Source organism: Streptomyces yokosukanensis, from assembly GCF_001514035.1.
Taxonomy (GTDB): domain Bacteria; phylum Actinomycetota; class Actinomycetes; order Streptomycetales; family Streptomycetaceae; genus Streptomyces; species Streptomyces yokosukanensis.
On sequence record NZ_KQ948225.1, the window covers coordinates 77,511 to 96,380 of the forward strand.

Here is an 18,870-nt window from a genome sequence, read left to right on the forward strand (position 1 = left end):
CTAGATGGCATGACTATACGTAGCGCCGCAGTTTTATGCAATCACTCCGTGGTCGGACGGGCGACGGGCCGGGCGGTCGCCCCGGGGAGCATCACCCGGCGGGACACGACGAAGGTCACCGGGATCGCCGCCGCCGAGGCGAGCAGCGGGGCGAATCGGCTGCCCGCGTGCAGGACGTCGACGATCACATACACACCGGCCGTCGTGATCAGGAAGTTGGTGACGTTGGTCAGGGGGAACAGCAGGAATTTACGCCAGGTGGGCCGCGTCCGGTAGGTGAAGCGCGCGTTCAGGAAAAAGGATCCGACCATGCTGAGCGTAAAGGCGAGAATATGCGCGGCCAGATACGGCAGCCAGCCGAGGAACATCAGATAGAGACAGTAATAGGTAGCCGTGTTGATCACACCGACCACGGCAAAGGTGAGGATCTGTCGTTTCAAGGAATGAGGTCTTTCGTCCGTTCCGCGTTGGTCGCCTTCACCAGGAAGTGCGGACGGCCCTTCACCTCGTAGTAGATGCGGCCGGTGTACTCCCCGATCACTCCCAGCATGACCATCTGCACGCCCGCCAGGGCTGTGACGGCGGTGATGATGGTCACATAGCCGGGGGTCTGGACCCCGTGGATCAGCGCCGCGCCCACGATCCAGGCCGTGTAGAGGCCCGCGCACAGCAGCAGTCCCATGCCGAGCCAGAGGGCGGCGCGCAGGGGGCGGTTGTTGAAGGACAGCAGTCCGTCGATGCCGTAGTTGAGCAGGCCGCGCAGGTTCCAGGAGCTGCGGCCGGCCTCGCGCGCGGCGTTCTCGTACTCGAAGGTGGTGGCGGGGAAGCCCACCCAGGCGAACAGGCCCTTGGAGAACCGGTTGTACTCCGTGAGGGCCAGCACGGCGTCGACCACGCGGCGCGAGAGCAGCCGGAAGTCGCCGACGCCGTCCACGAGTTCCACGTCGACCAGGCGGTTGACCAGCCGGTAGTACAGGCGCGCGGTGAGCGTGCGGGTGAGGCGGTCGCCGGTGCGGCTGCGCCGGGCGATGACCTGGTCGTGGCCCTTCTCGCGCAACTCCACCATCCGCCGGATCAGTTCCGGCGGATGCTGCAGGTCGGCGTCCATGACGATCACCGCGTCGCCGGAGGCGTGCCGCAGGCCGGCGAGCAGGGCGGCCTCCTTGCCGAAGTTGCGGCTGAACGAGACATAGCGCACCCGTGCGTCGAGGCCCGCGAGGCGTTTCAGGGCCGCGAGGGTGCGGTCGCGACTGCCGTCGTCCACGTAGACGAACTCCATGTCGTGGCCGAGCGGCAGCAGGTCCTCGGCGACGGCCTGGACCTTCTCGTGGAAGCGCTCGACGACGTCTTCCTCGTTGTAGCAGGGTGCGACGATCGATATCAGCATGGTGGATCCCCCCAGGGGCGCGGTCAGGGTGCGGCGGTCACGCGCTCGCGTGGTGGTGCGGTCGTGGGCGGCCCGGGGGCGCGCCGGCGGCGGACGGCGGTGCGTGCGGTGAGCAGGACGAGGGCCGCGAGCGAGACGAGCCCGACGGTCGTGCCCAGCCGCAGGCCGGGTGGGTGGAAGGTGCAGGTCAGGGTGGTGGGGGTGGCGTCGGGCGGGACGGCGATCAGCCCGTGGTAGGAGCCGGCGGGCCTGGCCGCGCCGGCGCCCGTGGCGCATCGCCAGCCGGCGATGCGGGGCGCGGCGACGACCGCGATCCCCTTGCTGCCGCCGGGCAGTCGGGCGCGCAGGGTGCCGTCGGCGACGCTCACCTCGGTGGCGCCGGTGGCCTTCAGACGGGCGGCGGCGGTGTGCAGCCGCGCGGTGTCCAGGCAGCCGATCGCGCCGGACGGGATCCGGCCGGGGCTCTTCGGGGTCAGCTCGATCCGCACGCGCCCGGAGGCCGGGGTCCGGCCGAGGGGCGCCAGGGCGGCACGGTTGCGCCCCGGGCTGTACGAGAAGTTCACGCCGGTGCCGGTGCCGGCGAGCCGGGCGGTGCCGGAGAAGTACGGGGCCCACAGGTGCACCTGGGTTCCGGCGGGGCAGCGGGCCGTGACGGTGGGCCGGGTGGTCGCGTTCCCCGAGCCCACCGAGCGGCTCGCGACGGGCGCGCCGAGATCGTCCCGCACGGCGGCGGGGGGCACGGTGTAGACGCGGCTGCCGAGGAGCAGTTCCTGGTTGCGGTACGGCGAGGGACCGAACGGCGCGCTGTCGGGGGCCGTCCGCACGGTCACCAGGGGCGGCACGTCGCGCCGGGTGACGGTGACCGGGGCGGCCCCCGCCTCGGGCGGCGGCGTCCGGTGCGGGTCCGGCGGGTTGTGCAGCCGGGCGCCGACGGAGAAGAGGACGTCGGTGACGGCGTTGTCCAGGCTCTGCACACTGCGGCCGCGCGAGGTGGTGCCGCCGCCGAGGGCGGTGAGGGTGCGGCTGAGGACGTCCGAGGTGAGGCTGCTGTAGTACTGGGCGCCCTCCCCGCCGACCAGCAACGGGTCGTTGCCCACGGTCTGTTCGCGGCCCGGGTCGGTGCGGTACCGGGGCCAGCCGTCGGCCTCGGCGATCGCCGCCGCCTGCCGTCGCTGCTGCTCGCCCCAGGGCGCGTAGTCGTCCAGGTGCTTCAGCCGCAGCTCGGTCGCGACGGCGGAGGTCGCGGCGGTCTCGCCGATCTGCGCCCCGAGCAGGAGGACGACGGCCAGGCCGGCCAGTCGGGGGCGGGGCCCGGCGCGGCCCAGCAGGGCGAGCCCGCACAGGGTGCCGCCGACCGCGAGCAGCAGCACCGGCCAGGTGTGCGGCCGCACCAGCGCGCTGCTGCTCGACGCGGCGGTGATCAGGGCGAGCAGCGCGGTCGCGGCGGCGAGGGCGCGGCGGTCGGGCAGGCCGTACGACAGCGCGTGCCAGGCGGCGACGACCAGCAGTGCGCACAGGACGAAGGTCTGCCGGTAGGGGCTGCCCTGCGGGGTGGCGAAGGCGTGCCAGACCAGGCTGGTGGGCGCCCACTGGAACGACAGGGCGACCGCGAGCACCAGCGCCGTCCAGCCCGCGCGCACCCGGGCGGGGACCGCGCGGTGGAAGGGCAGCGCGAGGGCGAGGACCAGGGCCGTGATGCCGACGTAGAGGGCCGGGGAGCCGAAGCCGTACGTCGTCGGCAGCAGCCGGGCCAGCAGGTCCTGGGTGGGAACGGGGCTGAACTGCCGTTCGTGGCCCGGGTAGGCGTGCCGGGTGCCGAAGTAGATCACCGTGACGAGCGGGGCCGCGAGACCCACGCCGAGGACGACGGTGAGGACGGCGCGGCCTGCCGCCGCGAGCGCCTGCCGGCGCGGCGGCCGGGCGAGCAGCAGACGCAGCAGCAGGACCAGCCCGGCGCCGAGGGTGGCCATGTAGGCGGTGTAGAAGTTGGCGGTCCAGGCGAGGGCGACGATCAGGACGCCGGGCAGCCGCCGACGCCCGGCGATCGCCCATTCCCCGACCAGGCACAGCAGCGGCAGGGCGATCAGACCGTCGAGCCACATGGGGTTGTAGTCGGCGTCGGCCAGGGTCCAGCCGCACAGCGCGTACGAGGCTCCGAGCAGGCCGGCGGCCCACCAGCGCCCGGGACGCAGGGCGAGCAGCAGGACGGCCATGGCGGCCGCGGCGCAGGCGGTCTTCAGGGCGGTGACGGCGTAGACGGCCAGGTCGATGCGGTCGCGCGGGAAGACGGCGACGAGGAGGGCGAACGGGCTGCCGAGGTAGGTGCCGAGGTCGGGCAGGAAGCTGGAGCCGTAGCCGGACTGCCAGTTGACGAGGAGGCCGCCGTCGGCGTGTCCGTGCAGCAGGTCCCAGAGGTGGGCGTGGAAGGGCACGTACTGGTTGCCGAGGTCGTTGACGCTGCGGGTGCGCGGGCCGAAGGGACGGCTGCGCGCGAGGACGTCGCCCGCGCAGAACGCCGTGAGTGCGACGGCGGCGGCGAGCAGCGCGGCGGCCCGCCGCGGAGCGGATATCGGTTTCGCACCCTGGCGCATTATCCGTCGCTCCCCCATAAAGCTGTGCCCGCCTTTTCGCCGACGTAGACGGCCGGTGTTTCCGATTGGTTGTGCGCGCATCGAAAAATGGCGCCACAACCTCCGAATACGGGAAACACCGCATGAATTTGATGACGTAGGGGAAAACCTCTGATTTCCAGAAGGCGTTCTCGGGGTGAACCGGCCCCGCGGTCCGCGCCGGTCGCCGTCGGGGCTTGACCTGGAGCGCGCTCCAGGTTCTACCGTTCTTGTCATGACCAGCGGACAGCCTCTCCCGCAGGACCGGGAACCGTCGTGGACCATCGCCCAGGTCGCCGAGCGCACGGGCCTGAGCCACGACACGCTGCGGTACTACGAGAAGGCCGGCCTGATCGAGCGGGTCGGCCGGACCACCGGCAACCAGCGCCGCTACGAGGCGGCGGACCTGCTCTGGCTGGAGTTCCTGCTGCGGCTGCGCGAGACCGGCATGTCGATCTCCGACATGCAGCACTACGCCCGGCTGCGGGCGGAGGGGGACGCGACGGTCGCCGACCGGCTGGCGATGCTCCGCGAGCACCGCGCCGAACTGGCCGACCGCATGCGGGCGCTGCGGCGCAACGCGTCCGCACTGGACGACAAGATCGAGCACTATGAGCGGCTGCTGGACGAGCGGCGGCCGGGAACGGACGAGCTGACATGAGCGAGAGCACCACCCGTGAAGAGCGCTACGCCCACGGCCTGGAGGTCCTGAAGAAGGTCGACGGCGAGGCCGGGCAGCGGGTCGTCGACTCGCTCGCCGACATCAGCCCCGAGCTGGGGCACCAGGTCGTCACCTGGGCCTTCGGGGAGATCTACGACCGGCCCGGACTCGCCCCGCGCGACCGGCAGCTGGTCACCCTGGGCATGCTCACCGCGCTCGGCGGCTGCGAGGCCCAGCTGGACGTGCATGTGAACGCGTCCCTGAACGTGGGCCTCACCCCGGAGGAGATCACGGAGGCGCTGCTGCACTCCGCCGTCTACTGCGGCATGCCGAAGGCGCTGAACGCCACCTTCGTCGCGAAGAAGGTCTTCGCCGAGCGCGGGCTGCTGCCGGTCGGCGGGCAGTAGGTTCGTCGTCGGTGAAGCCGCCCCCGGCCCGTAAGCTCGACGCATGGATGTGCAGCCGCGGTACCTGCCGGTCGCCGATGTGCTGGCCTATCTGGCCGGGCGCTGGCGCGTCGAGCGGAGTGTGCGGGATCTGGCGAGCGGGAGCGAGGGTCACTTCGCCGGCGTCACGGTCTTCGGCACACCGGCCGACGGCGGGCTGCTGCACGAGGAGTCCGGGGAATTCACCTGGCAGGGCGTGACCCGGCCGGCCACCCGGACGCTGCGCTTTCTGCCCGGATCCCGGCCGGGCACGGCCGACGTGCGGTTCACGGACGGGCGGCTCTTCCACGAGCTGGACCTGACCACGGGGCGGTACGTCGCCGAGCACCCGTGCGCGGCCGACCTGTACCGGGGCGAGTTCACCGTCCGGGACGCGGGCCACTGGCGCTCGGTGTGGCGGGTCGGCGGTCCCGCGAAGGACCTGGTGCTGACCACGGACTACGAGCGCGGGGACTGAGCCGGGGCGCCGTCGAGGCGGAGGTTCCAGCGGCCCGCGCGGCCGGTGACCGTGCACACCGACAGCGGACGCACGTCGATGTTCCAGTAGGTCGCGGGCGGCGCCTTCAGGGCGTAGACCAGGGCCGCGCGGACCACGGCGGGCTCGGCGACGGCGACGATCCGGCCGCCGTCCTCCGCAGGCCTGGTGTCCAGCCAGCCACCGACCCGGGAGACGAAGGCCAGCAGGGACTCCCCGCCGTGCGGAGTGGCGCGCGGGTCGGCGAGCCAGGCGTCCACCGCGTCCGGCTCACGGGCCATCGCCTCGCCCAGGGTCAGTCCGCGCCAGCGGCCCATGTCGCAGTCCCGCAGCGCCGGCTGGACCAGCGGGGCATACCCCAGCGCGTCACCGGTGGCCCGGCTGCGCGGGGTCGGCGAGCAGTAGCGCAGCTCGGCGGCCGCCAGCGGCAGCAGGTCTCCGGCGACGCGCTGCACCTCTTCCCAGCCGGCCTGGTCCAGCGGCCGGTCGTCCTCGAAGCGCTCGGCGAGCAGCGGGGCGCTGCGCGCGGCGGCGACGAACGTCACCCTCAGTGGCATGCGGTGATGGTGTGCCGCGAGTGAGGGCAGGTCAAGGGGTGCCCCCTGTGAGCTACGGCTGGTGAGCGGCTGCTTACTCCAAGGCTCCGCCCGAAGGCCGTGGGAGCACCTCGTCGCAGGCCGCGCGCAGCCGCCGCACACCCTCCGCGATCTCCCCGGTGCCGGCGACCGCGGCGAAGCTCAGGCGGAGGTGGGCAGCAGGGGGTTCGGCGCTGAAGTAGGGGCGGCCGGGGGTCACGGCGACGCCCGCGCGAAGGGCGGCCGCGGTGAGCGCGGACTCTCCCCCGGACCCGAGGGTCCGGGAGTCGCCCCCGGCGCCGCCGGGCAGGCGCAGCCACAGGTGGTAGCCGCCGGACGGGATGTGCGGCAGGGCCAGCTCGGGCAGGTGCGTCGCGAGCGCGGCCGTCATGGCGTCACGGCGGGCCTTCAACTCCCCCGACAGCGCCCGCAGATGGCGGGGCCAGGCCGGGGAGCCGACCAGCTCCAGGGCGGCCTCCTGCAGCGGCCGGGGCACGAAGAAGCTGTCCACGACCTGGATGGCGCGCAGGCGCTCCAGCACCGGGCCGCGGGCGGCCAGCGCGCTCACCCGGAAGCTCGGCGAGGTCGCCTTGGTCAGCGAGCCGACGTGCACGACCACCCCGTCCGGGTCGTCGGCGGCCAGCGGTCGCGGCAGCGGGCCCGCGTCGGCGTGCACCAGGCGCCGCACGAAGTCGTCCTCGACGACGAACGCACCGGCCTCGCGGGCGATGCGCAGCACCTCGGCGCGCCGGCTCGGGGCCAGCACGGCACCGGTCGGGTTCTGGAACAGCGGCTGGCAGACGAACACCCGGGCGCCGCTGGCCCGAAAGGCGTCGGCGAGCAGCTCGGGACGTACGCCTTCGGGGTCGACGGGCACCGGCACGGGGCGCAGTCCGGCGGCGCGGGCGAGGGCGAGCATGCCGGGGTAGGTGGGCGACTCGACGAGGACCGGGGCGCCGGGCGGGGCGAGTGCGCGCAGGGCGGTGGCGAGGGCCGCCTGGCCGCCGGCCGCGATCAGCACCTCGGCCGCCGTGACGGCCCCGCCGATCCCGCGCGCGAACCACTCCCGCAGCTCCGGCAGTCCCTCCAGCGGCGGCCGCCCCCAGGCACCCGGCCGCCGCCCGGCCCGCGCCAGGGCCGCTGCCATGGCCCGCTCCGGCTGCAGGGAGGGGTGCAGATAGCCGCCGTTGAACTCCAGCACTCCGGGCGGCGGCGCGGCCAGCGAGACGGTGACCCCGGAGGCGTCCACCGTGCGCGGCACGAGTTCGGCGGCGCTCTGGGCGCTCAGCGTGACCTCCTGCCAGGAGGTGTCCCCGGCCGCGGACCGCGTCGTACGCGGCCGGGCCCGGAAGGCGCCGGCGCCGGGCCGGGTGACCACCAGTCCCTCGGCAGCCAGCTGGGCGAGAGCGCGCGAGACGGTCACCGGACTCACACGGAACCGCTCGACCAGTGCCCGGCTCGACGGGAGCTTTCCACCGGGCGAGTAGTGGTCGAGGTCCCGTCGAAGCTGTTCTGCCAGTTCACTGACACTGCTACTCTGGTACATGAGAGTACAGAGTAGCGCTACTGCATCGAGTCCGATAGCGGTCACCGCTCCCCGCGAGCGCCACGGCCTCGGCACCGCGCTGGCCGCCCTCGGCGTCGCCTCCTTCTCACTGACCTTCCCGGCCACCGCCTGGGGTCTGGAGGGTTTCGGACCCTGGTCGCTGGTGGCCGTGCGCTGTGTGCTCGCCGCGCTCGTCGCGGGCGGCTGCCTGCTGTTCCTGCGGGTTCCGCTGCCCGAGCGCCGGCATCTGCCCGGACTCGCCGTGGTCGCCGCCGGTGTGGTGCTCGGTTTCCCGATGCTGACCACGCTCGCCCTGCGGACCTCCACCACCGCGCATGCCGCCGTCGTGGTGGGGCTGCTGCCGCTGACCACCGCCGCGCTGTCGGCCCTGCGCATGGGCAGCCGCCCCTCACGCCGGTTCTGGGCGGCCGCGCTGGCGGGCGCGGCGGCCGTGGTCGCCTTCACCGTCGTGCAGAGCGCCGGCGCGCTGACGGCCGCCGACGGCTTTCTGTTCGCGGCCCTGCTGGTGTGCGCGGCCGGCTACACCGAGGGCGGCCGGCTGGCCCGGGTCGTGCCGGGCTGGCAGGTGATCGCCTGGGCGCTGGTGCTGTGTCTGCCGCTGAGCGTGCCGGCCGCCGCGGTGGCGCTGGCGCGCGAGCCCGTGCATCTCACCGCGCACGGCGTCGTCGGGGTGCTGTGGGTGGCGCTCGGCTCGCAGTTCCTCGGTCTGGTCGTCTGGTACCGGGGCATGGCGGCGATCGGCATCCCCCGGGCGAGCCAGTTGCAGTTGGCTCAGCCGCTGCTCACACTGGTGTGGTCGGCGCTGCTGCTGGGCGAGCACTTCACGGCGGCCGCTCCGGTGACCGCTGTCGCCGTGCTCGTGTGCATCGCCGTCACACAGCGGTCGTGATCATGAGGAGGGCCAGCAGATGCGCGCATCCAAGGGCGACCGGCTTGTCCAGCACGGCAGGGTGGTCGGCCAACAGGACCAGGTCACCGAAGTAGTGGAAGTACTGGGCACCGAGGGCAGTCCGCCCTACCGCGTCCGGTTCGAGGACGGGCACGAGGCGATCATGTCCCCCGGGCCCGACTGCCAGGTCAAGCACGGCAAAGAGCAGCACAAGTGAGTCAGGTGGGCGGCTTCGCCGATCGCCCGTAGTGGTCGGCGATCACACGTGACATCGCCCCGATCGGGTCGGCCGCCACGTCCTTGGCGGCGAAGAACACATGCCCGCGCACCTGCGGGTGCCGGGCGGCGAGGGTGAGGTGCCGGGACAGCTCGACCGGGTCGCGCCAGGCCTGGGGCTGCCCGGCCGCCCCGGCCTTGTACAGGGCCTCGCCGATGTAGAGCTGTGTCCTGCTGCCCTTGGCGACCGCCGCCCACCAGTCGACGAGCTTCGCGTAGTCGGCGGCGGCGAAGCCGATGTTCCAGTACAGCTGCGGGACGATGTAGTCGATCCAGTGCCCCCGCACCCAGGTGCGGGTGTCCGCGTACAGGTCGTCGTACGTCTGCACGCCCGCCTGCGTGTCCGAGCCGCGCGTGTCGCGCGCGGCGTTGCGCCACACCCCGAAGGGGCTGACCCCGAACCGGGTGCCGGGCCGCACGCCCTTGATGCCGGCGGCCATCTCCTTCACCAGCTTGTCGATGTTGTCCCGCCGCCAGGCGGCCCGGTTGCCGAAGTCGCCGCCGTAGCGGTCGTAGGCGTCGTCGTCGTCGAAGGTCTGGCCGGCGACCGGGTACGGGTAGAAGTAGTCGTCGAAGTGGACGGCGTCGACCGGGTACTTGGCGACCGCGTCGAGCATGGCCTTCTGGACGAAGGCGCGGACCTGCGGCAGGCCGGGGTTGTAGTAGAGCTTTCCGCCGTAGGGCACCGCCCAGTCGGGGTGCTTGCGGGCCGGGTGCGAGGCGGCGAGCCGGCCGAGGGCGGTGTGGTTGGCGATCCGGTAGGGATTGAACCAGGCGTGCAGCTGCAGGCCCCGGGCGTGGGCCTCCTGCACCGCGGTCCCCAACGGATCCCAGCCGGGGCTGCGGCCCTGGGTTCCGGTGAGGTACTCGGACCAGGGCTCGTACGGGGACGGCCACAGGGCGTCGGCGGTGGGCCGCACCTGGAAGACCACCGTGTTGAGCCGGTCACGGTGCGCCGTGTCGAGATGGGCGATCAGCTCCCTGCGCTGAGCGGCGGCGGTGAGGCCGCGCCTGGACGGCCAGTCCCGGTTGGCCACCGTGGCGAGCCACACGCCCCGCATCTCGGCGCCGGCGCGCGGCCGGCCGGCCACTGCCGCCGCCGCGCCCGGCGCCGTGGCCAGCGCCGACAGCGCGGCCAGGGTGAAGGCCCGCCGTGCCAGCTGCCCCATTCCGCACACCCCCATACGCTCCGGATCCGCTCCGTCACGGATCGTTCCGCGCCCCAGGATGCCCCCACCCGGGCGATCGATCATCGATACTTGGCGGTAACGTGCACGATCGGAGCAGGCACCGAACCCGGGGGCCCTGCCAGCGAGCCGGAGAACCAGCGAAGGGGACGATGTGACAGGCATCCCAGGGGGAGACATCGCACGCGTCGGAGTCGTGGGCTGCGGCCAGATGGGCGCGGGCATCGCCGAGGTGTGCGCCCGCGCGGGACTGGACGTGAAGGTCGCCGAGACCACCGGCGAGGCCCTGGAGATCGGCCGCACCCGGCTGTTCAACTCCCTGGCCAAGGCCGCCGAGCGCGGGAAGATCACCGAGGAGGAGCGGGAGACCACGCAGGCGCGGCTGAGCTTCACCACGGACCTCGGCGAGTTCGCCGACCGCGACCTGGTCATCGAGGCCGTCGTGGAGAGCGAGGCGGTGAAGACGGAGATCTTCCAGGTGCTCGACCAGGTGGTGACCCGCCCGGACGCGATCCTCGCCTCCAACACCTCCTCGATCCCGCTGGTGAAGCTGGCCGTCGCCACCTCCCGCCCCGACCACGTCGTCGGCATCCACTTCTTCAACCCGGCCCCGGTGCAGAAGCTGATCGAGCTGATCCCGGCGCTCACCACCTCCGAGGGCACCCTCAGCCGCGCCCAGGTCTTCGCCGAGAAGGTGCTCGGCAAGCACGCCATCCGCGCCCAGGACCGCTCCGGTTTCGTGGTCAACGCGCTGCTCGTGCCCTACCTCCTCTCCGCGATCCGGATGTTCGAGTCGGGCATCGCGAGCCGTGAGGACATCGACAACGGCATGGAGATGGGCTGCGCCCACCCGATGGGCCCGCTCAGGCTCTCCGACCTGATCGGCCTGGACACCATCGTCTCCATCGCCAACTCGATGTACGCCGAGTACAAGGAGCCGCTGTACGCCGCTCCCCCGCTGCTCCAGCGCATGGTCGAGGCCGGCCGGCTCGGCCGGAAGACCGGCTCCGGCTTCTACACCTACGGTTGACCACACAGAGCTACGACGCACGGGCCCGGCACCGCACTCGGTGCCGGGCCCGTCCGTTTCACACACCGTGTGCGCGCCGGGCACGCATATGCCCCTCGCACACGCTCCCCACGCGCCCACCAGGCGAGTTGACTCCTCATGCGCATGCAAGGGATGCGGAACCATCCATGCCGACTACCGAAAGGAGTGGACTCGTGACCGCCGAACCGGAGCATCCCGTGATCCACGGAGAACTCGCAGAGTTACGGCGCCGCCTCGACGTGGCCTACGCCCGCGTCGAGGGAGGGCTGGCGCTGCTCAGTCATCGCACCGAGGAGACCGCCAAGGAGCTGGACGAGCTGAACTCCCGCATGGTCTCACTGGAACACGCGCGCTGGCCGCTGCCCTCGCTCGCCGCGCTGACGGCGCTGGGCGCGCTCGTGGTGACGATCTGGCAGGCACTGGCCGCCCGTTAGCCCACCGGGCCACTCGGACGGACCCCTGGCTAGCCGTCGGCGAGCCTGAGGTGGTGCAGCAGGAGTAACGCGGCCGCCATGTTGGCGGCCGGGACCTCCCCACGGGCGATCATGTCGGGGACGAGTTTGAGGGGGACCCATTCCCGGCGGTCCGACTCGAAGTCGTCCACGGGATGCCCGATGTACTCGCCCCGGTCGGACCAGTAGATGTGGTGCCGGGCGTCGGTGAGGCCGTTGGACGGCTCCACGCTCATGAGGTGGTGCAGGGGCCCCGGCCGCCAGCCGGTCTCCTCCTCCAGTTCTCTGGCGGCCGCGCTCGCGATGTCCTCGCCGTCCTCGACGACGCCCGCGGCCAGTTCCCACCCCCAGCTGTCCGTGATGAAGCGGTGCCGCCACAGCAGCAGCACCTCGTTGGCGTCGTTGACCACGGTGGCCACGGCCACCGGGCGCAGCCGGATCAGGAAGTGGTCGAGATGCCGGCCGTCCGGCAGTTCGACATCAGCGAGATTGACGCTGAACCAGCGGTTTTCATACACAGTTTGTTCGTTCTGTTTCGTCCACTGCACGGTTCTGCCACCTTCCGCCGAGTAAGTGGCAATATCGCAGCAGGGACTGTGCAGCTACAGGGGTCTACAGCGGTACGCGCAGTGCCCCGTCGATGAGTTCGGCTGCCTCGGCGGTCCCGGCCGAGGCACAGCGCACCAGGTGTTCGCGCACCGCGCGGAGTCTGTCGCGCAGTCGCTGGGACTCCATCCCCCGGGCCTGCTCGGCCATCCGCACGGCGGTGGCGACCGCGTTGTCGGCGTCGCCCTGGCGCAGCTCGATGGTGCTGAGCATGGCGAGCCGGTGCACCCGCCCCCGGTCGTGGGCCGGGTTGTCGACCGCGGCCGCGGCATGCTCCCGGGCGGCGGCCAGCTCACCGAGGCTCAGCAGCGCCTCGGCCACCTGCACATTGACCAGGCCCGGCTGGACATAGCCGGTCTCGTCCGGCTCGTGGCCGCGCCGGATCCGTTCGGCTGCCGTCTCCGCGCGCCGGATGCACGACAGGGCGGCGGAGGAGTCGCCGAGATGGGCGTACGCCTTGGCCTGCATCGCGTACAGATCCGAGGCGAGCGCCGGGGTGATGTGCTTGCCGGCGGCCCGCAGCGCCGCCTCCGCGAAGGCGACGGCCTGGCGGTACTCCCGCATGTAGAGCGACTGGTTGACCAGCAGCGCTATGACATACGCCCCAAGACCCCGGTCCCCGCTGGCCTTCGCCAGTCTGAGGGCCTGGTGGAAGTAGCGCTGGGCGAGACCGTGCGCGTCGGAGTCGTACGCGCAGATGCCGGCGACGGCCACCAGACCGCCGGTCGCCCGGTGCAGTTGGCGCCCGGTGGCGTCGGTGTAGCTGCCGCGCAGCAGCGGCGCCGCCTCGGCGTTGAGGAAGCCGACGATCCGGGTACGGGTCGCGATGCCGCCGGCCTTGCGGTACATCTGCTCGTAGTGCGTCCGCGCGGCCCGCAGCATCTCGATGTCGGCCGAGGTGACCCGGTGCCGGCCGCCGCGCGAGACGTCGACGTCCTCGGGCGGGTTCTCCCACTCCCACACCGGCATGACGGCCGGGGTCCCGGTGACGGCGGGCGCGCCGAGCACATGGGCCCGCTGCTGTTCGTCGGAGCGCCACAGGGCGGTCGCCCGCTCCACGAAGCCGTTCAGCGAGCCGACGTGCGGGGTGCTGGGCTCGCCGGGCACGCCGAGGCCGATGTCGTCGAGGGTGACGGGACGGTGCAGGCGGGCGGCGAGCACTTCACAGATCAGGTCCGGGACCTGGCCGCGCGGCCGCTGCCCCTTCAACCACCGCGCCACGGCGGTGTGTTCGTAACGGAGCGTGAGGCCCCGTCCGCGGCCGGCCTGGTTCACATGGGCGGCGAGACCGGCGTGCGAGATCCCCGCCTCGTCCAGGATCGCGTCGAGCAGAGTGTTGGGCTGCATGGGATGCCCCCCGAGTGGCCTGGTGCGGTCAGCGTAGTGGCTCCGCCTTCACACGGGGTGTGAACGGAGTGCCCGCATCCGCAGCGTACGCGCGCTGTTGCGCTGCGTGGCGATCCCGGTTGACTGGGAGCCTCGCAAGAGACTGGCCAAGCCACCGGCTCCCCCTCGAATAGCGGTGGCTTGGCCGCCTGCGACTGCCCGGGGGCGGCTAACGGCGCGTCGTCGGCTGCGGATCGTCCTTGGCCGGACACACCCGCGCGGCGGAGCCGCAGGTGTCCCTGTCCCGGGCGCCCGCGATGTGCAGCTCTCGTCGATCGTTGCGCAGGACCAGCAGCGCCGTGTCGTCCGTCGGGCTGCCGGCCGTGTGGTGCAGGAGGGCCGTGAAGACGGTGCGCAGGACCGCCTGGGGCGACACGGGGTGATCGCCGACTGCCGCTCGCAGCACCTCCGGCAGCGAGAAGAACCGGCCTCGCGCGTCCCGGGCGTCCTCCACACCGTCGGTGAACAGGACCAGGGAGTCGCCGGGGAGCAGTCGTCCGCAGGGGTGGGCCTGAAGCGCTGTCGGCAGCGGGAAGGGGCCCAGCGGCGGAAGAGGGTCGACGCGCGTCAACGCCTCGACCTGTGCGCCGCTGAGCCGATACGGCCATGGATGGCCGCAGTTGAGGGCCTGCAGCGCGCCGTCCCGGCCGATCTCCAGGAGCAGGAGGGTGACGAACTCCTCGGCCACCGGATGGTCGGGGTCCGCGTTGCCGTGGGCCGGGTGCTCGGCGCGGGCCCGCTCGCGCAGGTGCCGGGCCAGGGCGCGCTCCAACCGGCGCAGCACACCGCCGAGTTCGGGTTCGTCGTGGGCCGCCTCGCGGAAGCTGCCGAGGACGGCGGCGACGGTGCCGAGGGCGGCCAGGCCGTGCCCGCGCACATCGCCCATCACCACCCGCACCCCGTGCTCGGTGGCGATCGCCTCGTAGAGGTCGCCGCCGACGCTCGCCCCGCGGTCGGCGGACAGCTGGGCCGCGGCGACGTTCAGCCCGTCGAGGCGCGGCGGCAGCGGCCGCAGTACGACGCTCTGCGCGGCCCGCGCCACCCGGCGGGCCTGGCGCAGCTCCCGCAGCAGCGCGCGGCGGACGTGGAAGATGAGCCCGGTGCCGACGGCGAAGAACACGGCGCTGGTGACGATGCGCGCCCCGAGCCCGTTCTGCTGGGCGAGCGGACAGCCGAACTTGTAGGCGACCGCCACGGCTCCCCAGAGCGTGGGCAGTACGGCTCCCCGTGCGGTGGGCGCCCGTGCCTTGATGCGGATCATGCCTCTGGTCCCCCATGGAGAGTCCCTGACAGAGCAGACGGACCGACCCCGAAAGGCCGGTCCGATTCTGTCGACGCCATGGCCCGAGAAGACCAGATCGCCATGAGTTCCCACTCGATCGAGTGAGCCCGAGTCGGTCAACTCGCATTTATGCAGCTCGCCGAAGGGGTGAGCCCTCCCGGCACCCCTTGCGCGGCTGCGCAGCACGGGCGCGGCCGGCCGCGGAACACCCGCAGCCGGCCGCGCACGGTACCTCTCGCCGCGATCAGCCCCGCAGCACGGCCCCGGTCCGCTCGCCCGCGAGAGCGATCGCCGCATCCCGCGCGGCCGACGCCTCGTCCACGGTCAGCGTCCGGTCGCCGGCCCTGAAGCGGAGCGCGTACGCCAGCGACTTCTTGCCCTCGCCCAGCTGCTCGGCGTTCTCGTACACGTCGAACAGCCGGATGGACTCGAGGAGTTCACCCGCGCCCTCGCGCAGCGCGGCCTCGACGTCCGCGGCCGGGACGGGCCGCTCGACCACGAGCGCGACGTCCTGCGTGGCGACCGGGAAGGTGGAGATCCGCGGCGCCTGCGGGACACCGTCACCCGCCGCCTCCAGGGCGTCCAGGTTCAGCTCCGTCGCACAGGTGCGCTCGGGCAGGCCGAGGGCCTTCACCACGCGCGGGTGCAGTTCTCCCGCATGGCCCACGACCTGCTCCGTGCCGTCGGCGACGACCACCAGTTCGGCGCAGCGGCCCGGGTGCCAGGGCCCGTACTGCCCCTTGCGCACGACCAGGTCCGCACCGGCCTCACGGGCGACGGCACGCGCGGCGTCGACCGCGTCGGCCCACCCGGCCGGACGGCCCTCGCCCCACCAGCCGGCCTGCTCGCGCGCGCCCGTGAGGACGACGGCCACGTGGCGCGGCTGCTCGGGCAGCGCGGCGTTCAGCGTGGCGATCTCCGCGTCGGTGGGACGCCGGTCGACGGGCAGGTGCACGGCGGCCCGCTGCTCCTCGCGCGGATGGAAGACCAGGCCCGTCTCGAACAGCGCCAGGTCGTGCGCGCCCCGGCCGCCGTTGCGCCGCAGCGCGCCGAGCAGGCCCGGCAGCAGCGTCGTACGCAGCGCGGGCTCCTCGTCGCTGAGCGGGTTGACCAGCTTGACGACACGGCGGGCCGGGTCGTCGGCCGCCAGGCCGAGCTGGTCGAAGACCTGCTCGCCGACGAAGGGGTAGTTCGGCGCCTCGACGTAGCCCGCGCCGGCGAGCGCGCGGCCGACCCGGCGGTGCAGCCGCTGCCGGTGGGTCAGGCCGCGGCCCGAGGGGAGCTTGGGCAGCGTGGAGGGCAGGTTCTCGTAGCCCTCGAGGCGGATGACCTCCTCGGCGAGGTCGTTCGGGTCGACGAGGTCGGGCCGCCAGGACGGGACGGTGACGATCAGCTCGTCCTGCCCGTAGACGTCGCAGCCGACCTCCTGGAGGCGGCGGACGACCGTCTCACGGCCGTACTCGACGCCCGCCACCTTGTCCGGGTGGTCCGCCGGGACGGTGATGGTGTGCGGCGCGGAGGGCGCGACGACCTCGGTGACGCCGGCCTCCGCCGTACCGCCGGCGAGCAGCACCAGCAGGTCCACGGTGCGCTGGGCGGCGGCCGCGGCGGCGTTCGGGTCGACGCCGCGCTCGAAGCGGCGGGAGGCCTCGGAGAGCAGCTTGTGGCGGCGGGACGTACGGGCGATCGCGACGGCGTCGAAGTGGGCCGCCTCGATGACCACGTCGCTGGTCCCGTTCACGCCGTTCTCGGTGACCTCGTGATCGGCGATCTCCGTGTTGGCGCCGCCCATCACGCCGGCGAGGCCGATGGGCCCGCGGTCGTCGGTGATGACCAGGTCCTCGGCGTGCAGCGTGCGCTCGACGCCGTCGAGGGTGACGAGCTTGTCGCCCTCCTGGGCGCGGCGCACGCCGATCGTGCCCCGGACGAGGGAGCGGTCGTAGGCGTGCAGCGGCTGGCCCTGCTCCATCATCACGTAGTTGGTGACGTCGACGGCGAGCGAGATCGGGCGCATGCCGACCTTCTGCAGCCGGCGCTGGAGCCAGATCGGGGAGCGGGCCTCGGGGCGCAGTCCGGTGACCGTGCGCGCCGTGAACCGGTCGCAGCCGAACGGGTCGGAGACCTGGACCGGGTAGCCGTAGGCGTTCGGGGCCGGTACGTCGATCAGGGCCGGGTCGCGCAGCGGCAGGCCGTAGGCGATGGCGGTCTCCCGGGCGACGCCGCGGATGGACAGGCAGTCGCCGCGGTTGGCGGTGACGGCGATGTCCAGAACCTCGTCGACGAGTTCCAGCAGCTCGATGGCGTTCCTGCCGACCTCGGTCTCCGGCGGCAGCACGATGATGCCGTGGCTGCCGTCGTCGCCCATGCCCAGCTCGTCGCCGGAGCAGATCATGCCGTGGGACGTCCTGCCGTACGTCTTGCGCGCGGCGATGGAGAAGCCGCCGGGGAGCGTGGCGCCGGGCAGGACCACGACGACCTTGTCGCCGACCACGAAGTTGCGGGCGCCGCAGACGATCTCCTGGGGCTCGCCGGTGCCGTTGGCCCGGCCGACGTCGACGGTGCAGAAGCGGATCGGCTTCTTGAAGCCCTCCAGCTCCTCGATGGTCAGCACCTGCCCGACGACCAGCGGTCCCTTGAGGTCGGCGCCGAGCTGCTCGACGGTCTCGACCTCCAGGCCGGCCGATACGAGCTTCTCCTGGACGTCTCGGCCGGTTTCCGTCGCCGGCAGGTCGACGTACTCCCGCAGCCAAGAAAGCGGGACCCGCATCAGATCTCCATCCCGAACGGCCGGGTGAACCGGACGTCACCCTCGACCATGTCTCGCATGTCCTCGACGTTGTGGCGGAACATCAGCATCCGCTCGATGCCGAACCCGAAGGCGAAACCGCTGTACTTCTCCGGGTCGACGCCGCAGGCGGTGAGCACCCGCGGGTTGACCATGCCGCAGCCGCCCAGCTCGATCCAGCCCTCGCTGGAGCAGGTGCGGCAGGGCCGGTCGGGGTTGCCGACGGACTCGCCCTTGCAGACGTAGCAGAGCATGTCCATCTCGGCGCTCGGCTCGGTGAAGGGGAAGAAGTTCGGCCGCAGCCGGGTCTTCATGCCCTCGCCGAACAGCGACTGGACCATGTGGTCCAGGGTGCCCTTGAGGTCGGCCATGGTCAGGCCCTCGTCCACGGCGAGCAGCTCGACCTGGTGGAAGACGGGCGTGTGGGTGGCGTCGAGTTCGTCGGTGCGGTACACGCGGCCGGGGCAGATCACATAGACCGGCAGCTCGCGCTCCAGCAGGGAGCGGATCTGCACGGGCGAGGTGTGGGTGCGCAGCACCACGCCGGACTCGGTGCCGCCCTCGCGCACGGCGGAGCCGCCGCCGGACGCGGTCTGCACGAAGAACGTGTCGGCCTCGCCGCGGGCCGGGTGGTCCGGGCCGATGTTGAGGGCGTCGAAGTTGAACCACTCCGCCTCGACCTGCGGGCCCTCGGCGACCTCGTAGCCCATGGCCACGAAGATGTCCTCGATCCGCTCGGAGAGCGTGGTCAGGGGGTGGCGGGCGCCGGACCGGACGCGGTCGTAGGGCAGCGTGACGTCGACGTCCTCCTCGACGAGCACGCGCGCGTCCCGCTCGGCCTCCAGCTCCGCCTGGCGGGCGGCGAGGGCCTTGTTCACGCCGCCGCGGGCCATGCCGACGCGCTTGCCGGCCTCGGCCTTGGCGTGCGGGGGCAGGGCGCCGATCTCGCGGTTGGCGAGGGCCAGCGGTGAGGCGGGGCCGGTGTGGGCGACCTTGGCCTCGTGGAGCGCGTCGAGGGAGCCCGCGGCGGCGAAGGCGGCGAGCGCCTCGTCCCGCATGCGCTCGATCTCTTCCGGTTTCAACGTCTCGACCTCGACAGGGTCGTACGACTTATTGGGTGCCGACATTTCTTCCCGTGCTTCCGATTGGCTGGCGGATGGTCCCCGTCACCGACTCGCGAGGGCCGCGTGAAGGACACAAAGGTGCCAAAGGCCGAGTCTAACGGGGTGAAGGAAC

Annotated in this window: 18 protein-coding genes; 7 read left to right on the forward strand and 11 right to left on the reverse strand. The window is 72.6% G+C overall.

Going from position 1 to position 18,870, the window contains the following annotated elements; genetic code table 11:
• Positions 1–41 precede the first annotated feature (41 nt).
• Genes AQI95_RS36240 through AQI95_RS36250 form a run of 3 tightly spaced genes read right to left on the reverse strand, consistent with a single transcriptional unit; the run spans position 42 to position 3,978 of the window.
• Positions 42–440 (reverse strand): GtrA family protein, encoded by a 399-nt coding sequence (locus AQI95_RS36240; protein WP_067134269.1) that lies wholly within the window; start codon positions 438–440, stop codon positions 42–44.
• A complete protein-coding gene (locus tag AQI95_RS36245) occupies positions 437–1,387 on the reverse strand; it encodes a glycosyltransferase family 2 protein (protein ID WP_067134272.1) in 951 nt (316 codons plus the stop codon). Before AQI95_RS36245 ends, AQI95_RS36240 begins: the two co-directional genes overlap by 4 nt.
• A 23-nt stretch (positions 1,388–1,410) precedes the next feature.
• On the reverse strand, positions 1,411–3,978 hold the full coding sequence (locus tag AQI95_RS36250) for a YfhO family protein (RefSeq protein WP_067134275.1): 2,568 nt from the start codon (positions 3,976–3,978) through the stop codon (positions 1,411–1,413).
• 253 nt (positions 3,979–4,231) lie between these two features.
• On the opposite strand from AQI95_RS36250, the gene AQI95_RS36255 reads away from it, so the two are divergent.
• Genes AQI95_RS36255 through AQI95_RS36265 form a run of 3 tightly spaced genes read left to right on the forward strand, consistent with a single transcriptional unit; the run spans position 4,232 to position 5,560 of the window.
• Positions 4,232–4,657, forward strand: coding sequence for a MerR family transcriptional regulator (locus AQI95_RS36255; protein WP_067134278.1), 426 nt, complete (start codon positions 4,232–4,234; stop codon positions 4,655–4,657).
• Positions 4,654–5,064: a carboxymuconolactone decarboxylase family protein gene (locus tag AQI95_RS36260; RefSeq protein ID WP_067134281.1), complete on the forward strand. Its 411-nt coding sequence runs from the start codon at positions 4,654–4,656 to the stop codon at positions 5,062–5,064. The genes AQI95_RS36255 and AQI95_RS36260 overlap by 4 nt, the downstream gene beginning before the upstream one ends.
• A 43-nt stretch (positions 5,065–5,107) precedes the next feature.
• Complete coding sequence (locus AQI95_RS36265) at positions 5,108–5,560, forward strand: DUF6314 family protein (protein WP_067134284.1); 453 nt, start codon at positions 5,108–5,110, stop codon at positions 5,558–5,560.
• Here AQI95_RS36265 and AQI95_RS36270 read toward each other — a convergent pair.
• Positions 5,542–6,135, reverse strand: a complete 594-nt coding sequence (locus tag AQI95_RS36270) for a histidine phosphatase family protein (protein ID WP_067134292.1) — start codon at positions 6,133–6,135, stop codon at positions 5,542–5,544. The two genes, AQI95_RS36265 and AQI95_RS36270, sit on opposite strands and share 19 nt — an antisense overlap.
• Before the next feature lie 73 nt (positions 6,136–6,208).
• Positions 6,209–7,699: an aminotransferase-like domain-containing protein gene (locus tag AQI95_RS36275; RefSeq protein WP_067134296.1), complete on the reverse strand. Its 1,491-nt coding sequence runs from the start codon at positions 7,697–7,699 to the stop codon at positions 6,209–6,211.
• Here AQI95_RS36275 and AQI95_RS36280 point away from each other — a divergent pair.
• Together AQI95_RS36280 and AQI95_RS36285 are read left to right on the forward strand one after the other, a co-directional pair.
• A complete protein-coding gene (locus tag AQI95_RS36280; RefSeq protein ID WP_079071763.1) occupies positions 7,698–8,609 on the forward strand; it encodes a DMT family transporter in 912 nt (303 codons plus the stop codon). The genes AQI95_RS36275 and AQI95_RS36280 overlap by 2 nt on opposite strands.
• A gap of 19 nt (positions 8,610–8,628) precedes the next feature.
• Positions 8,629–8,826 (forward strand): DUF1918 domain-containing protein, encoded by a 198-nt coding sequence (locus tag AQI95_RS36285; RefSeq protein WP_067134299.1) that lies wholly within the window; start codon positions 8,629–8,631, stop codon positions 8,824–8,826.
• Between the two features lies 1 nt (position 8,827).
• On the opposite strand, the gene AQI95_RS36290 is transcribed toward AQI95_RS36285, so the two are convergent.
• Positions 8,828–10,054, reverse strand: coding sequence for a glycoside hydrolase family 10-like protein (locus AQI95_RS36290; RefSeq protein ID WP_067134302.1), 1,227 nt, complete (start codon positions 10,052–10,054; stop codon positions 8,828–8,830).
• A gap of 172 nt (positions 10,055–10,226) precedes the next feature.
• Here AQI95_RS36290 and AQI95_RS36295 point away from each other — a divergent pair, with 172 nt between their 5' ends.
• Together AQI95_RS36295 and AQI95_RS36300 are read left to right on the forward strand one after the other, a co-directional pair.
• Positions 10,227–11,102: a 3-hydroxybutyryl-CoA dehydrogenase gene (locus tag AQI95_RS36295; RefSeq protein WP_208614355.1), complete on the forward strand. Its 876-nt coding sequence runs from the start codon at positions 10,227–10,229 to the stop codon at positions 11,100–11,102.
• Between the two features lie 194 nt (positions 11,103–11,296).
• Entirely contained in the window at positions 11,297–11,557 is a 261-nt protein-coding gene (locus AQI95_RS36300; RefSeq protein WP_067134305.1) for a hypothetical protein, read from the forward strand.
• 29 nt (positions 11,558–11,586) lie between these two features.
• On the opposite strand, the gene AQI95_RS36305 is transcribed toward AQI95_RS36300, so the two are convergent.
• The 5 genes from AQI95_RS36305 to pheS form a co-directional block, all read right to left on the reverse strand.
• Entirely contained in the window at positions 11,587–12,123 is a 537-nt protein-coding gene (locus tag AQI95_RS36305) for an NUDIX hydrolase (protein WP_079071765.1), read from the reverse strand.
• Positions 12,124–12,187: 64 nt separating this feature from the next.
• Entirely contained in the window at positions 12,188–13,528 is a 1,341-nt protein-coding gene (locus tag AQI95_RS36310; RefSeq protein WP_067134312.1) for an NsdA family TPR-like regulatory protein, read from the reverse strand.
• Positions 13,529–13,736: 208 nt separating this feature from the next.
• The gene (locus AQI95_RS36315) at positions 13,737–14,828 is read right to left on the reverse strand and encodes a PP2C family protein-serine/threonine phosphatase (RefSeq protein WP_067134316.1); all 1,092 of its coding nucleotides are present in this window, start codon (positions 14,826–14,828) and stop codon (positions 13,737–13,739) included.
• A 265-nt stretch (positions 14,829–15,093) separates the two neighbouring features.
• Positions 15,094–17,616, reverse strand: coding sequence for a phenylalanine--tRNA ligase subunit beta (gene pheT, locus AQI95_RS36320; protein WP_067134319.1), 2,523 nt, complete (start codon positions 17,614–17,616; stop codon positions 15,094–15,096).
• Positions 17,616–18,761 (reverse strand): phenylalanine--tRNA ligase subunit alpha, encoded by a 1,146-nt coding sequence (pheS, locus tag AQI95_RS36325; protein WP_067134323.1) that lies wholly within the window; start codon positions 18,759–18,761, stop codon positions 17,616–17,618. Before pheS ends, pheT begins: the two co-directional genes overlap by 1 nt.
• Between the last annotated feature and the right edge of the window lie 109 nt (positions 18,762–18,870).